The 14,688-nt window shown below is 57.1% G+C and carries 16 protein-coding genes and 1 tRNA gene; 11 read left to right on the forward strand and 6 right to left on the reverse strand.

The features are described from left to right. Positions 1-63: 63 nt before the first annotated feature. The 8 genes from WCY20_RS12595 to pcm all read left to right on the forward strand — a co-directional run bounded on the left by WCY20_RS12595 (position 64) and on the right by pcm (position 6,115). Complete coding sequence (locus WCY20_RS12595; RefSeq protein ID WP_345975621.1) at positions 64-510, forward strand: hypothetical protein; 447 nt, start codon at positions 64-66, stop codon at positions 508-510. Then, positions 511-1,338: a phosphotransferase gene (locus WCY20_RS12600; protein WP_345975622.1), complete on the forward strand. Its 828-nt coding sequence runs from the start codon at positions 511-513 to the stop codon at positions 1,336-1,338. Continuing rightward, positions 1,332-2,342 carry an aminotransferase class I/II-fold pyridoxal phosphate-dependent enzyme gene (locus WCY20_RS12605; protein ID WP_345975624.1) on the forward strand — a complete coding sequence of 337 codons (1,011 nt, stop codon included), beginning with the start codon at positions 1,332-1,334 and terminating at the stop codon, positions 2,340-2,342. The genes WCY20_RS12600 and WCY20_RS12605 overlap by 7 nt, the downstream gene beginning before the upstream one ends. Beyond that, positions 2,329-3,717, forward strand: coding sequence for a cobyric acid synthase (locus WCY20_RS12610; RefSeq protein WP_345975626.1), 1,389 nt, complete (start codon positions 2,329-2,331; stop codon positions 3,715-3,717). The genes WCY20_RS12605 and WCY20_RS12610 overlap by 14 nt, the downstream gene beginning before the upstream one ends. Next, positions 3,710-4,624: an adenosylcobinamide-phosphate synthase CbiB gene (gene cbiB, locus WCY20_RS12615; protein ID WP_345975627.1), complete on the forward strand. Its 915-nt coding sequence runs from the start codon at positions 3,710-3,712 to the stop codon at positions 4,622-4,624. The genes WCY20_RS12610 and cbiB overlap by 8 nt, the downstream gene beginning before the upstream one ends. Positions 4,625-4,658: 34 nt before the next feature. After that, positions 4,659-4,746: transfer RNA gene (locus tag WCY20_RS12620), tRNA-Ser, on the forward strand. Positions 4,747-5,106: 360 nt separating this feature from the next. Next, a complete protein-coding gene (locus WCY20_RS12625; protein ID WP_345975629.1) occupies positions 5,107-5,325 on the forward strand; it encodes a cold-shock protein in 219 nt (72 codons plus the stop codon). Between the two features lie 181 nt (positions 5,326-5,506). Continuing rightward, a complete protein-coding gene (pcm, locus tag WCY20_RS12630) occupies positions 5,507-6,115 on the forward strand; it encodes a protein-L-isoaspartate O-methyltransferase (RefSeq protein ID WP_345975631.1) in 609 nt (202 codons plus the stop codon). Between the two features lie 75 nt (positions 6,116-6,190). Here the strand turns inward: pcm and WCY20_RS12635 are convergent, their stop codons facing one another. Beyond that, positions 6,191-6,646 (reverse strand): CZB domain-containing protein, encoded by a 456-nt coding sequence (locus WCY20_RS12635; RefSeq protein WP_345975633.1) that lies wholly within the window; start codon positions 6,644-6,646, stop codon positions 6,191-6,193. Positions 6,647-6,789: 143 nt separating this feature from the next. On the opposite strand from WCY20_RS12635, the gene WCY20_RS12640 reads away from it, so the two are divergent. Beyond that, positions 6,790-7,347, forward strand: coding sequence for a PAS domain-containing protein (locus WCY20_RS12640; RefSeq protein WP_345975635.1), 558 nt, complete (start codon positions 6,790-6,792; stop codon positions 7,345-7,347). A gap of 58 nt (positions 7,348-7,405) precedes the next feature. Here the strand turns inward: WCY20_RS12640 and WCY20_RS12645 are convergent, their stop codons facing one another. The 5 genes from WCY20_RS12645 to acsA form a co-directional block, all read right to left on the reverse strand. Continuing rightward, the gene (locus WCY20_RS12645; protein WP_345975636.1) at positions 7,406-7,648 is read right to left on the reverse strand and encodes an acyl carrier protein; all 243 of its coding nucleotides are present in this window, start codon (positions 7,646-7,648) and stop codon (positions 7,406-7,408) included. Between the two features lie 83 nt (positions 7,649-7,731). Beyond that, positions 7,732-8,913, reverse strand: coding sequence for a dihydrolipoamide acetyltransferase family protein (locus WCY20_RS12650; RefSeq protein WP_345975638.1), 1,182 nt, complete (start codon positions 8,911-8,913; stop codon positions 7,732-7,734). Next, positions 8,910-9,893, reverse strand: a complete 984-nt coding sequence (locus WCY20_RS12655; protein ID WP_345975640.1) for an alpha-ketoacid dehydrogenase subunit beta — start codon at positions 9,891-9,893, stop codon at positions 8,910-8,912. The genes WCY20_RS12650 and WCY20_RS12655 overlap by 4 nt, the downstream gene beginning before the upstream one ends. After that, positions 9,890-10,864 carry a pyruvate dehydrogenase (acetyl-transferring) E1 component subunit alpha gene (gene pdhA / locus WCY20_RS12660; RefSeq protein ID WP_345975641.1) on the reverse strand — a complete coding sequence of 325 codons (975 nt, stop codon included), beginning with the start codon at positions 10,862-10,864 and terminating at the stop codon, positions 9,890-9,892. Before pdhA ends, WCY20_RS12655 begins: the two co-directional genes overlap by 4 nt. Before the next feature lie 319 nt (positions 10,865-11,183). Further along, positions 11,184-12,989 (reverse strand): acetate--CoA ligase, encoded by a 1,806-nt coding sequence (gene acsA / locus WCY20_RS12665; protein ID WP_345975642.1) that lies wholly within the window; start codon positions 12,987-12,989, stop codon positions 11,184-11,186. A 52-nt stretch (positions 12,990-13,041) separates the two neighbouring features. On the opposite strand from acsA, the gene WCY20_RS12670 reads away from it, so the two are divergent. Continuing rightward, positions 13,042-13,836 carry a lipoate--protein ligase family protein gene (locus WCY20_RS12670; protein ID WP_345975644.1) on the forward strand — a complete coding sequence of 265 codons (795 nt, stop codon included), beginning with the start codon at positions 13,042-13,044 and terminating at the stop codon, positions 13,834-13,836. After that, positions 13,814-14,686, forward strand: coding sequence for a lipoyl synthase (gene lipA, locus WCY20_RS12675; RefSeq protein WP_345975646.1), 873 nt, complete (start codon positions 13,814-13,816; stop codon positions 14,684-14,686). Before WCY20_RS12670 ends, lipA begins: the two co-directional genes overlap by 23 nt. Positions 14,687-14,688 lie beyond the last annotated feature (2 nt).

The following is a 14,688-nucleotide window of genomic DNA, read 5'->3' on the forward strand; positions in this document are numbered from 1 at the left end:
TGCTTGTCAACAGCGGGTTCACGCGCAGCCTTGCCGCGCTTTGTCTACAAAAAAGGATCTATCTTGAGTTACATCAAATGGTTCGAAGACCACGCCGCAAAACACAAAAAGGTGGTGCAGAAACTGCTGGCCGAAGGGCTGGACAAAGAGGCGATCATTTCCTATTTCGACTTTGAGAACATGGTCAAAAACGAGCCCGACTTCTGTCCGCTCTACAAAGAGGAGAACGAAGACGGGGGTATCGGCAAAAAGTGCCACGACATGGAACATCTCAACTGCTACCTCTGCGCCTGCCCCAACTTCCGCTTCAAAGACGAGGGGGTCGAGGAGAGAGAGGGCAAGACCGTCTACAGCTTCTGCGCCATCGACTCCAAAGAGGGGCGCCAGGGGGTCTACGGCGACAAGATCCACCAGGACTGCTCCCATTGCACCGTCCCGCACCACGTCAGCTATGTCCGAAAGCATTTTGACACGGAGTGGAAAAAGATCATGAAAGCGTGCCGTCTCTAGATGGGGGTGAAGAGCGCACTTTCACTCGAGGAGGCCAACCGCCTTTTCGAAGGCCGTCGTTTCGAGAGGCTCGAAGCGACAACGGACGGCATCATCGACACGACTTATATCGCTCGCAGCGGAGCAACGGCCTACATTCTCAAGAAGTACGAGGAGGCCGGCAGGGAGAGAATCGAAGCGGAGCGCGCTCTTCTTGAGCGGTTTTCGCGCTGCGGTATCACAGTGCCGAGCCACCTTGCAAGCAGCGGCGAGTGGCACCTCTACAGCTGCCTCAAAGGCCGGAAAGTGACACAGGTAAACCACCTCCACCTTCAAAGCGTGGCGCGCACGCTCGCCAGAATGCACCGATGCACGCACAGCGGTCACCGCCCGATTTTCGACCCGGAAGAGACCGCCCTGCAGCTTCGCCGTCTCCGGGCTAAGGAGTACAGCAGCTACGTCCGGCTGCACCGTCTCCGCGACTACCGCCCAAAGAGGGAGGGGGTCATCCACGGGGACCTCTTTACGGACAACGCCCTCTTTGACGGAGGCCGTATCGGCGTCATCGACTTTATCGATGCGGGCGAAGGGAGCTTCGCCTTCGATCTCGGCGTAGCGGCCCTCGACTGGGCACTGCGCGGCAGAAACCTCGGCTACCTCAGACGCTTTCTGCGCGCCTACAACCAGCACGCGCCCCGCAAGATCGCCCTCCACAAGCTGATAGGGGAGATAAAGAACGCCGCCGCCTTCTACACGCTCAGCCGCATCGACAAGAAGGTGCGCTCCGCAGCCCACCAGAAAGCGCTGCTGAAAAGAACGAGACATCTGGAGTGGAGCCACCCATGCTGAAACGCCCTGACCACGGCGGCGACATCTACGCCGCCGCCGAAAGACTCGGCTGCCGCGCCGAGGAGATCACCGACTTCTCCTCCAACATCAACATCGTCGCACCGGCGGTCAAACTCGAGCTGACCCCTGCGCTTATAACCAGCTACGGCGACCCGCGATACAGTCTGCTTCGCAGCACTATCGCCCGACGCTACGCTCTTGAGACAGAGGAGATCGCCCTTTTCAACGGGGCATCGAGCGCCATTATGGAGCTCTTTCGCTCTCTGCGACCGAAACGGACCTGCCTCTACACCCCGATCTACGGCGAATATGTCAAAGCGTCCGAGCTCTACAGCCGGAAGACCCGGCTATTCGACCGTTTCACAGAACTCTACAAGAGACCGAAAAAAGGCTCGACCGTCGTCTTCGTCAACCCCTCCACGCCCGACGGCCGCCATTATGACCTCGAACGCCTCTTTGCGATCTGGAGAGAGGCCCGATGCACCGTCATCATAGACGAATCCTTTCTGGAGTTCAGCAAGAAACCCTCGGTCAGGAAGATGATCAGGGAGTACAAGAAGCTCTATATCGTCCACTCCTTCACCAAGTTCTACGCCTGCGCGGGGCTGAGGGTCGGCGCCCTCTTTTCAAGCCCCGAAAACATCGACGCCCTCGCATTGCCTGCCTGGAACATCTCCTCTTTTGACGCCGCCTACGTCACGGCGCTGCTCAGCGATCCCGACCACCGGAGCCTTTCACTTAAAACCCAGAAGGAACAGTACCGGGAGCTGCGTTCCATACTCAAGGGCTCCGGGCTCTTCGAGAAGGTCTACAAAAGCGACGCCAACTTCATTTTGACCCGCTCCGACAGGGCGCCTCTTATCTATGAAGCGCTCTTCAAAGCAAAGATACTGGTACGCGACTGCGCCAACTTCGACGGCCTCGACCGCCGCTACCTCCGCTTCGCCGTCAAGGGCAAAACTGCCCACAAACTTTTGAAAAAGGGCCTCCATGCACTCGCTTAGTATCCTCGGCACAAGCTCCGACGCCGGCAAATCGACCCTCGCTTTCGCCATCACCTACCTGCTGCACCGCCGCGGCATCCGTGTCGCCCCTTTCAAGGCGCAGAACGTCTCCAACAACGCCCGCGTCTGCGACGACGGCGGGGAGATCGCCCAGTCGCAGTATTTCGCCGCGGAGTCGATCGGCCTCCCCATCGAGAGCGACTTCAACCCGGTGCTGCTCAAGTCCGGCCGCGGCAGCAGCGCCTCGCTGATCATCAACGGCCGGCCGGCCGGCGAACAGGACGTGCGGGAGTACTACGGCGGCATCGGCTCGCTGAAGCCCGTCGTCACCGACGCCTTCAGACGGCTGCAGAAGCGTTTCGACGTGATCGTCGCCGAAGGGGCGGGCAGCCCGGTGGAGCTGAACCTGATGGACAAGGACCTCTCCAACATCACCATCGCCGACACCTTCGATACGAAGATCATCCTCGTCGCCGATATCGAGCGCGGCGGGGTCTTCGCCTCCGTATGGGGCGTCTACAACCTACTGCCCGAAAAGCTGCGACGCAATGTCATCGGGGTCATCATCAACAAGTTCCGCGGGGACATCACCCTCTTCGATGACGGGCGGAAAATCATCGAGGAGCAGTTCGGCATCCGCGTTCTGGGGGTCATCCCCTACAAACCGTTCAACCTCGGTTTCGAGGACAGCCAGTCGCTGGAGAACTACGTGCAAAGCTCGCAGCACGGCGCGATCCGTGCCGCGGTGATACGGCTGCCGCATATCAGCAACTACACCGATTTCGAACCGCTGATCGCCGACAACGAGGTGCATCTGGACTTTGCCCACTCCGCCGCGGCGCTTCAGGCCTACGACCTGGTCATCCTCCCCGGCACCAAGCGCACCGTCTCCGACCTACAATGGCTCAGAGAACACGGCTTCGAAGAGGCCCTGAACGATTTCAAGGGGACCCTCGTCGCCGTCTGCGGCGGGTATGAGATGATGTTCGGGTGCATCCTCGACCCCGACGGCATCGAATCGGAGGCGGGCACTGAAGTCAAAGGGTTCGGACGGCTGAAGGGCGATATCGTCTTCGAAAAAGAGAAACGGGCGGCCAAGGGATGCTATGAACTCTTCGGATTGGAGATCGAAGGGTACGAGATCCACCACGGCAAGTGCGACGCGATCGCTGCGGAAGAGGCGCGTTTCTTCGGCACCTTCGTCCACGGCCTCTTCGACAGCGATGCCTTTCGGGAGAAGCTCTTCAGAGGCATCGACCCGGCATACCGCGGCTACAACTTTGCCGCCTACAAGGCCAAAAAGATCGCCGATTTCGCCAGGCATGTCGGCAGCAGTCTCGACCTTGAGGCCGTCATCGGGGCCCTGCATGAGTAACCTTCTCGTCGCCTTTCTCGCCTACCTGATCGACCGGCGTTTCGGGGAGTTCGCCTACATCAAGCACCCTGTCATCGTCATCGGCGAACTGATCAGCTGGTTCGAAGAGAAGTTTTACAAGGAGAGCGTATGGCGCGGGGGGCTGCTGCTGCTCTTCACCCTCACCGTCGTGGGCATCTTCGCCTTTGCCCTGAGCCGCTTTCTTGCCTATCTTCCCCTGCTGCTCAACCTCGCCGCCTCCGCCCTCATCGCCTCAATGTTTCTGGCCCACCGCATGCTCTATGACACTGTGCTGGCCGTCATCGAGAGCGAAGAGCCCACAGCGGCGCTCCGTATGCTGGTGAGCCGCGACACCGAGACGCTGAGCGAAAGCGAGATCAACAAGGCTGCTGTCGAGACCTACGCCGAGAACCTCAGCGACGGGGTGATCGCCCCGCTCTTTTACCTGCTGCTCTTCGGGCTCCCCGGCATCATCCTCTACAAGAGCGTCAACACCCTCGACTCGATGGTCGGCTACCGAACGGAACGCTACGAAAAGTTCGGCAAAGCAAGCGCGAAGCTCGACGACCTGCTCAACTATATCCCGGCCCGACTGACGGCGCTGCTGATCATGTTCCTCAGCCAGACAAGACCGCTGCTGGGCTTCTATCAAAACGGCCGCCTGCACGATAGCCCCAACGCCGGCCACCCCATCACCGCCATGGCCCTCGCCCTCGGCCTCACGCTCGGCGGCGACACCCGCTACTTCGGCGTACTGAAAAAAAAGGCCGCTTTCGGCAGCGGCAGCGAAAGTATCACTAAAGAAGATGTACGCAAAGCCTTGGCCATGCGAGAGAAGATCGACCGCTTCGTGCTCTTTCTTCTTGGAATTGGTGCCATTATCGCTCTTGCATTAAGCACACTATAACGAAGAGTCGACTATACTTTCGTTCTCTAAACATGGACGGCTGGCCGAGTGGTCGAAGGCGCTCGCCTGGAACGCGGGTATAGGGCAACCTATCTAGGGTTCGAATCCCTAGCCGTCCACCATCAAAAAACTCCCAAATACATTACAGTACTCACTTAAGCAGAAAACATACTATCCTGATCTCATGACATGACAAAAATGCCTGCAAGCGTGTTATGCCGTCATAATAGTGATTCCTTCCAACCGTCAACGTTGCCGATACGGTAAAGAACAAGACAAAGAGACCACTTTTATGGTCGAAATATCATAAAATTTAATTTTGTGGTTGTATTGTAATAAAAAACAGGTATACTACGCTTGATGAAAGATGAGGCTCGAGTTCATCTTTAGTGTGTAACGAAGTAATTCTGCTAGACCTGAAGACTCCCCCGATTTTGATTCCGCTTCATTAAGAAGTGTATTTTTCCCTAAGAGGTATTACAATGGCAGAATTGCTAAACGGATCTGTAAAATGGTTCAACGATGAAAAAGGTTATGGATTTATCCAACAAGATAATGGCGGAGCAGATGTATTTGTTCACTTCCGTCAAGTAAACAACACTGGTCACGGCCGTGTTACACTGGCAGAAGGTCAAAAAGTAACTTTCGAGATCGGTGAAGGTCAAAAAGGCCCACAAGCAGAGAACGTTACACCACTGTAAGTTCTACCCCATACAGGCTTCGGCCTGTATTCTGATCGCTCCCTTTTATTTTTCAACCCCAACTTAACATCCACTCTATTTTTTATAAACCCCCTCTACGAAAATCTATAACACTACCATCATTGAAACTTTCTTCTACAGTCGGCTATAATTAAAGGGTACCTCTACACAGGAAAAAAGTATGAACAGTCATCATGAGCTCTCTGTCTATCTGCAACGACGCGGGGTGCTTGTCTCACCTCTGCTGATCGAGAGCTTCAATACCATTGACCGAAAAGATTTTGTCCCCCCAAGCATGCAAGATGAGGCCTATGAAGACTATCCGCTCTTCATCGGTGCAGGCCAGACGATCTCCCAGCCCTACACCGTCGCTTTTATGCTTGAGCTCCTGGAGCTTAAAGAGAGTGACACTATCCTGGACATCGGCTGCGGTTCGGGATGGACGACGGCACTTCTTGCCCAGACGGCCGGATCAGGTTTTGTGACAGGTATTGAACGCATTCCCCAGCTTCTGGATCTTGCCCGAAGCAATCTCAAAAAATATCACTTTGCCAACATCAGACTGAAGATCGCCGGCAAAACACTCGGCATTCCGGAGGAGACTTTCGACAAGATCCTTGTCTCTGCCGCCGCAGAAGAGCTTCCTCTTGAACTGGTCCGCCAACTCAATCCCGGCGGCATCATGGTGATCCCCATCCAAAACGAGGTCGCAGTGATCAATAAAGGCGAAGACGGCAGCTTCGACAGAAGAGATTTCTACGGCTTTCGTTTCGTACCGCTTATCTACTGAGAACTTCTTTATGAGAGGAGAGTCCACTCCCTATCAGGGAGGCAAAGACGGGAATTAAGTAGATAGCCAAAAGTGCTACTCCTTGGAGAATTGACGCTCAGACATAGCACTGACACGTTTCTCAAGAGTGTCAAGCTTCTGCAGCAGCTCATACGTTATCTTTTGAAGATCGTTAAAATAGGCTTTCGCTTTGTCCTGCTGCAGTGTATCGACTTTCGGCTTGCCGCCGGTAAACCTTGCAAACAGCCCCTTTTTGGCTTGACCGTAATAGATCTCGTAGATCTTTTGGTAGGCGGTATGCCAAATGATATGCTGCTGTTCGATCTCTTCGAAGCTTTTTGATCCGATCAGTTTGCGCAGCTGCTCTTCATCCCCATATATCCAGCTGCCGAAACCGCACGCTTTGTAACTGACAGGCGTCGGATCCTCTTTCAGCGGTACCCCTTCTACCAAAAATTTGATTTTTTGTATCTGGTAGTTATGTGACTGGCGCGCACTTTTGATTTTCTTTTGCATATCCTCTTTTGTCATGGAACCGCTCCTTATTTGACGTATTATATAGAAAAAGCGCTACAACCTTGTTTGGATTGTTCGCTTTTTTTGATATTAAGCTGATAAATATTATTTATATGAAAACAATAATATAATTGCAATTATTTTACATTAGGAAGACCATGCCAACACCTGTAGACCAAGAGATCAAACTTGATCCGAAACGTTATATTGTCAGCAAGACAGACGCCAAGGGAATCATTGAGTACGGCAACGACTACTTTGTTGAGATAAGCGGCTACAAAGAGAGTGAATTGATAGGCAAGCCCCATAACATTGTACGTCACCCGGACATGCCGAAAGTGGCCTTCAAACTGATGTGGGAACATATCTCAAAAGGCGACAATTTTGTGGCTATCGTGAAAAACATGGCCAAAGACGGGCGCTACTATTGGGTATTTACCGAGTTTGAACCCAAAGTCGATGCGCTCACCAACGAAATAACAGGCTATACGGCATTCCGTAAGGCTGCGCCGAAAAAAGCCGTCGATACCATTGCCCCCATCTATAAGAAACTTCTCGAGATCGAAGAGGAAGGAGGCGTAGAGGCATCCGAAAAGCACTTCAAAGGCCTCTTTGAAGAGAAGGGAATGACCTATGACGAGTTCGTTAATGACCTTGTCGGCAACAAAGGCCTTTTCAAGGCCTTCTTTTCCGCGATGAAAAAACTTTTCTCGTAAACTTCCCGACGGCCTTTACGGGCTAAAACTTCTACCGCTCTTTTACAGCAGCCTTTTCCTACAGGCGGGCTTCAAAATAGTCCGTCATATGCTCAAGCGTATCCACCTGGGCATAATCGGTTTCGGGGACATCCACCCCAAGCTTTTCATTCAATGCCGTCAGCACTTTCAAAAAATCGAACGAGTCGATCTCCAGCGAGCGCTGCAGGTTTGCACTCGGCTCGATCTCCTCTTCCTCGATATCCGGAGCGACCATCACTATCTGTTCAATAATCGTCTGTTTGATCTCTTCTTTCGTCATAAAAATTCCTTCTGATAAATTCTCTTCGTCTCAAAAAAGCGTCCCGATACAGTTGACGCTGCGGCAGGCGAAACAACGCCGTTTCAGAGCAGCTCCTGCGGGTTTTGCAGAAAATGGTCCAGCCGCTCCAGAAAGAGTGCGCCCGTTCTGCCGTCGGTCGCACGGTGATCGCCGGCTATCGTCGCCTGCATCACCTTGCGCACGCTCAGCGCATCGCCCTCCGCCCATGGTGCGTCGATAATGCGGCCCAGCCCGACTATGGCCACCTGCGGCGGGTAGATGACGCCGTAGACACGCTCAACGCCGAGATCACCCAGGTTGGTGATGGTAACGGTCTGCTGCGTCATCTCGCTGCCGCGCAGTCTGCCGCTGCGGGTACGGGTGATCAGGTCGTCGAGCGAATGCATCGTCTCGTCAAGGTTCATCGTCTCTGCACTGAGCAGTGCCGGGGTGATGAGCCCTCCCTTGCGAAGCGCTATGGCGATACCCGGATTGACCGTTTTGCTTATGCTGTGGCGCTCCTCCTGCCAGAATCCGTTGAGTTCGGGCACTGCCTCCAGGGCTTTGACGACGGCGCGTATCAGCAGCGCAGCCGGCAAAATACGCTCTTTTATGCTCCGTTTGGCATTCAGTGCTGCGAGCCACGCCAGTGCCGGCGTCATATTGACCGAAGTAGAGAGGTAGTAGTGGGGGATCTCCGCATTGGAGCGGCTCATCGCCCTGGCAATGGCCTGACGCATCCCGTCGGCCTCGGGGGCTTTGGCCGCCGTTTCGGCCGCAGCCTCCACCGCATCGAGCTGTATCCCTCTGTCCGATCCGGCTGCGAGCGCCGCCAGGTCGACACCCAGTTCCCGGGCCTTTCGCCGTGCCGCCGGCGAAGCTTTGACGCGCTCTGCAGGCTCTGCTGCGGGGCGCTCTTCTTCCTGAGGTTCCGGCTTGAGAGGCTCCTCTTTTGAAGGCGGCTCGGGCTGCGGCGGAACTTTTTCGGGTTCTGCCGCAGCTTCGGCAACCGCCTCTTCCCTGCCTTCACCCTCCGAAGCGATCAGGGCCAGCGGCGTCCCTACGGCGCACTCGGTCTCCTCTTCGACAAGGATCTTCTCCACGACGCCCGTTTCGAAGACCTCGATCTCGATCACCCCTTTGCTGGTCTCCACCTCGGCGATCACCTGCCCCTTCGTCACATGATCGCCCTCTTTGACCTTCCACTCCATCAGTACGGCCGACTCCATGTCGGCGCCGAGACTCGGCATCTTGAATTCGCTCATATCGCCTCCATCAACCGGCGCGCCATCGCGACGATCTTGTCGGGCTGCGGAATAACCGCATCTTCGAGATGCTTGGCGTAAGGGATCGGTACTTCCATGCTGCAGACCCTTCCCATCGGGGCGTCCAGCTCAAAGAAAGCCTGCTCGTTGATACGCGCCATGATCTCGGCGGAGATGCTGCCCGACTTCCACCCTTCGTCGACGACCATCACCCTATGCGTTTTTCTCAGCGAGGCCATGATGGCCGCATCGTCAAGCGGCCGCAGCGAGCGCAGGTCGATCACTTCGGCCTCGATCCCCTCTTTCGAGAGCGTTTCGGCAGCCTCCAGCGCCTTGAAGAGGTTGATGCCGTAGGCCAGGATCGTCAGATCCTTCCCCTCCCGGTGCACCAACGCTTTGCCGATTGGCAGCGGCGCTGCCGCTGTGTCGAGCTCCCCCTTGGCATTGTAGAGCAGCGCATTCTCGAAGATCAGCACCGGGTCCGGGTCGGCCAACGCCAGGCCGATCATGTCGCGGGCGTCCTGCACCGTCGCGGGGGTCAGCACTTTGAGCCCCGGAATATGGGCAAACCACCCCTCCAGAGAGTGCGAATGCTGGGCGGCGAGCTGCTTGCCGCCGCCGGTCGCCATACGGATGACAAGCGGGACGTTGAACTGGCCGCCCGACATGTGCAGCAGGGTCGCGGCGTTGTTCATGATCTGGTCAAGCGCCAGCAGACTGAAGTTCACGGTCATGATCTCCACGATGGGGCGCATGCCGTTGAGAGCGGCCCCGACCCCCGCACCGGTAAAGGCCGATTCGCTCAGCGGCGTGTCGATGATGCGCTGAGGGCCGAACTGCTCCTGCAGCCCCATACTGACGGCGTAACAGCCGCCGTAACGGCCGACGTCCTCGCCCATCATAAAGACCCGTTCATCCTTTTCCATCGCCTCGCTGATCCCCAGGCGTACCGCTTCGCGGTAGGTCATCTTCTCGCTCATTGTGCCGCCTCCTCTGAATAGACGAATTTTTCAAGATCACTGAGAGATTCAAGTGTCCCGTTCTCCGCAAATGCGACCGCCTCGTCGACGATTGCCGAGACCTCCTCTTCGAGTTCATCCGCATTGAGCTGCGCCCAGAGCCCCGCCGTTTCGGCCCGCATTTTCAAAACAGCCAAAGGGTCTTTCTGCTTCCACTCCGCCACCTCCGTCTTTTCGCGGTAGAGCTCCGCATCGAACATCGAGTGGGCGCGGAAACGGTAGGTGAGGCACTCCAGAAAAAGCGGCCTTTTTGCGGCCCGTACCTCGGCGATTGCCTCTTCGGCAGCTTCGGCCACCGCCACAACATCCATGCCGTCGACCTGCCTTGAGACAATCTTGTAGGCCGCCGCCTTGTTGGCAAGGTTTGTCTCCGATTCGGTCAACTCCAGTGCGGTGCCCATCGCGTAGCGGTTGTTTTCGCAGACGAAGAGCACCGGCAGCTGCCAGAGGGCAGCAAGGTTCATCGATTCGTGGAACGCCCCTTCGGCCACGGCGCCGTCGCCGAAAAAAGCGACCGTCACGCGGTCGCGTTTCATCATCTTGTCCGCAAGCGCCATACCGATAGCCAGCGGCAGACCGCCGCCGACAATGGCACTGCCGCCGTAAAAGCGTGTTTCGGCGTCAAAAAGGTGCATGGAGCCGCCCCGCCCGCGGGAACACCCCTCAACCTTTCCGTACATCTCGGCCATGATGCGCTTTGCCGGGATGCCGCGGGCAAGGGCATGGCCGTGCTCGCGGTAGGTAGAGAGCACCGAATCGTCCGCCCCCAATGCCTGCATGACCCCCGTCGCTATCGCCTCTTCGCCGATATAGAGATGCAGAAAGCCGCGGATCTTCTGATTGCTGTAGAGCTCCACGCACTTCTCTTCAAAGCGCCGGATCAGCAGCATCTGGCGGTAAAATTCCCTGGCCAGGGTGATGTCCAATTCCATGTCTGACTCCTCTTTTTATATTAATCTCACAGTCTCTGAACAAGTCCAGAGACTGTTCAGTCACTAAAGCTTTGCCTGTCGGCAAGAGGTGCTGTTAGCACCGATCAATCTCACAGTCTCTGAACAAGTCCAGAGACTGTTCAGTCACTAAAGCTTTGCCTGTCGGCAAGAGGTGCTGTTGGCACCGATCAATCTCACAGTCTCTGAACAAGTCCAGAGACTGTTCAGTCACTAAAGCTTTGCCTGTCGGCAAGAGGTGCTGTTGGCACCGATCAATCTCACAGTCTCTGAAACTTTGCCTCTCGGTAAAAGGCGCCGTCTACGCCTCCAGTGTCGAGGTGTCGCCCTCGGGCAGTCCCATCTCCCGGGCCTTCAGCAGCCTGCGCATGATCTTGCCGCTTCGGGTCTTGGGGAGGTTCTCCGTGAACTCCAGCTCCTTGGGCGCCACGGCCGCACCCAGTCGCTTGCGGGCAAAACCGATCAGTTCGCGTTTGAGCTCCTCGCCCGCCTCAAAGCCGCTTTTGAGTGATACAAAGGCCTTGACCAGCTGCCCGATCAGCGGGTCGGGCTTGCCGATGACGCCCGCTTCCGCCACCGCGGGGTGCTCCATCAAAGCGCTTTCGACCTCGAAAGGGCCCACCATGTGACCGGAGGTCTTGATGATGTCATCCGCGCGGCCGACGAACCAGAAATAGCCGTCTTCGTCTCTGTAGGCGAGGTCGCCCGAGAGGTACCATCCTCCGGCAAAACTTTTCCTGTACTTCTCTTCGTTGTGGAGGTAGCCGCGGAACATCGAGGGCCAGCCGGGCCGGAGAGCAAGGTCTCCCTCTTTGCGGGGCTCGGTGACCTCCGTGACGCTGCCGTCGTCGTTTTGATGCACGATCCCCGCTTCGATGCCCGGCAGAGGCCTGCCCATCGAGCCGGGCCGCACCGTCTGCGAGATCAGGTTGGCGATCATGATCGCGCCCGTCTCCGTCTGCCACCAGTTGTCGTGTATGGGCATCTTCAGCTTCTCTACGCCCCAGAGCACCGCTTCGGGATTGAGCGGTTCGCCGACGCTCTGTACCAGGCGCAGGGCGGAGAGGTCATACGCCTCCGTCGGCTCGTTGTCGATGCGCATCAGGCGCCGTATCGCTGTCGGAGCGGTGTACCAGACGCTCACCTTCTCCTCCTGCAAAATACCGTACCACCGCTCGGCATTGAACTCCGCCTCGTCGACGATGTTGGTGACACCGTGGACCCAGGGCGCGATGATGCCGTAGGAGGTACCGGTGACCCAGCCGGGATCGGCGGTACACCAGTAGTTGTCATCCCTGTGCAGATCAAGGACATAGGCCCCGCTCAGCCAGTGGGCGTAGACGGCCTTATGCACATGCACCACCCCTTTGGGCATCCCGGTGGTGCCGCTGGTAAAATGGAGTACGGACATATCTTCGGGGTCGGTCGGCTCTATCTCGAAAGTGTCGGAGGCCTGCGCCATCAGCCGCGGAAGCGAGCGGACCCGATCGCTCTCGTCCTCCTCGGCATCGATCAGCAGGACATGCCGGAGCTCGGGAAGCTGCGCCAGAAGGGGACGCACCTTTTTGTCAAAAAGTCTTTTCGTCGTCAGCAGCGCCCGGGCATCGCCGCGCTGCATGCGCTGCAGGATGGGTTCGGGACCGAACTGCGAAAAGAGGGGACAGATGACACTGCGGTTTTTGAGGATGCCGATGGCGCCGATATAGAGTTCGGGCAGCCGCGTGGAGAGGGTGAAGATGCGCTCCCCTTTTGAAAATCCCAGGGTTTTGAGCACGTTGGCGAACCGGGCACTCTCGCTTTTCATCTGCGCAAAGGTGAACGCCCTTTTTTCGCCGCTCTCGCCCAGCCAGAGCAGCGCGGTCTTCTCTGCCAGCGGGCCGTCAGCATGGCGGTCGATCGCTTCATGGGCGATGTTGAGCCCGCCGGAGGGAAGGCCGTCAAATTCCTGGCCCACCTCTTCCCAGCTGAAGCGCCCGTAGGCCGCTTCATAGTCCGTCAGGTTCGGGGTGACCTTAAAATCCTCACTCTTTTTTTCGATCCACTTCTCTTCCATTTCCCATCCTTTTACAAAGTATGTTTCAGGTTCGACACGCGTATAAACCATCATAAGATAAAGTATATTTTAGATTGCTTATGAAACAATGACCCAAAGGGTAAATATGATCACAGCAAAAAGATGGCGGCTCATCGAGAGCGGAGAGGGTTCCGCCGCATGGAACATGGCGGTCGACGAAGCGCTTCTGGAGAGTTTCAAAGAGGGTGACATGCCCATTCTCCGTCTCTACGGATGGGAACCCGCCCTCACGCTCGGCCGCTTTTCCGGTGCCGGCAGAAGCGTCGACCTTGAAAGTACTGAAGCCCAGGGAATTGCCTGCGTACGCCGCATCAGCGGCGGCGGCATCCTGGTCCACGGCGGCGACCTCTCCTACTCGCTGATCCTTCCGCGCAACCTTCTGAGGCACAGAGGGGTAAAGGAGAGCTACCGCTACCTCTGCGGATTTCTCGTCAATCTTTACGAGAAACTGGGGCAGAAGGCCTCTTTTGCGCAGGAGCTTCAGCTCGAGAGGGAAAGCACCAATGTCTGTTTGGCAGGCAATGAGCCCTATGACCTTCTGATCGGCGGCAGAAAGATGGGCGGCAACGCCCAGCGCCACACCTCCGGGGCGCTCTTTCAGCACGGCACCATTCCCATCTCGCTGGATGAGGAGCGTTTCGGCCCGCTTTTCCTGGAGGAGTCGGGGCTCTCAACTGCGGCAACGCTGGAGAGGCTCGGTATCGAAGTGAGCATCGATGCGCTCTCAGAACTGCTCAAGGAGAGCTTCTGCGAAAGCTTCGGGGTCCGTTTCGTCAGCGGCGCCCTGAGGGTGTCGGAAGCGCAGCGTGCCGGAGAGCTTCTGGCGCAGAAATACAGCCAAGAGAGGTGGAATCTCCATGCAGAACACGATCAGACGTAAACCGGAGTGGCTTCGCAAGAAGATCACCCCGAGTTCCCACAAAGCGATGGAGGCCCTGATGGGCGAACGGCATCTCCACACGGTCTGCGAGGAGGCGATCTGCCCCAATATCAGCGAATGTTTCCGCCAGAAGGTGGCGACCTTCATGATTTTGGGCGCCCTCTGCACCCGCGCCTGCACCTTCTGTGCCGTCAGCAAGGGAAGACCCGCGGCGCCCGATGCGCAGGAGCCCGAAAATGTGGCGCAGGCGGTCCGGCGGCTCGGGCTCAGGCACGTGGTGATCACCAGCGTGACCCGCGACGACCTGAATGACGGCGGTGCCGCCCACTTCTGCGAGACGGTGCGCGCGGTCAAGGCCCTTGACGAAAGCATCGTTGTGGAGCTGCTGATCCCCGACCTCAAAGAGAACCAAGCCGCGCTCGAAGCCGTCGCCCGAAGCGGCGCCGAGATCATCGGCCACAACGTGGAGACGGTGCCGCGCCTCTACCACGTGCGCAAAGGGGCCGACTACGAACGCTCGCTGCGGGTACTGAAGATGCTTTCCGATACCAACCCCGCCGTCGCGACAAAGAGCGGCATCATGCTCGGTTTGGGCGAACGCGAAGAGGAGGTGCTCGCCCTGATGCGGGATCTTCTGGATGTCGGCTGCCGGTATCTGAGCATCGGCCAGTACCTTGCCCCCGCTAGCGGGTATGCCGAAGTGGTGGAGTACCTGCCGCCGGAGCGGTTCGAGTTTTTCCGCAGCGCCGGCATGGAGATGGGCTTTGACTACATCAAGAGCTCACCCTATACCCGCAGCAGCTACATGGCGCACGAGTATCGCAAGCGCAGTGACAACAAGGAGGCCTGAAG

This window comes from Sulfurimonas sp. HSL3-7, from assembly GCF_039645985.1.
Taxonomy (GTDB): Bacteria; Campylobacterota; Campylobacteria; order Campylobacterales; family Sulfurimonadaceae; genus Sulfonitrofixus; species Sulfonitrofixus jiaomeiensis.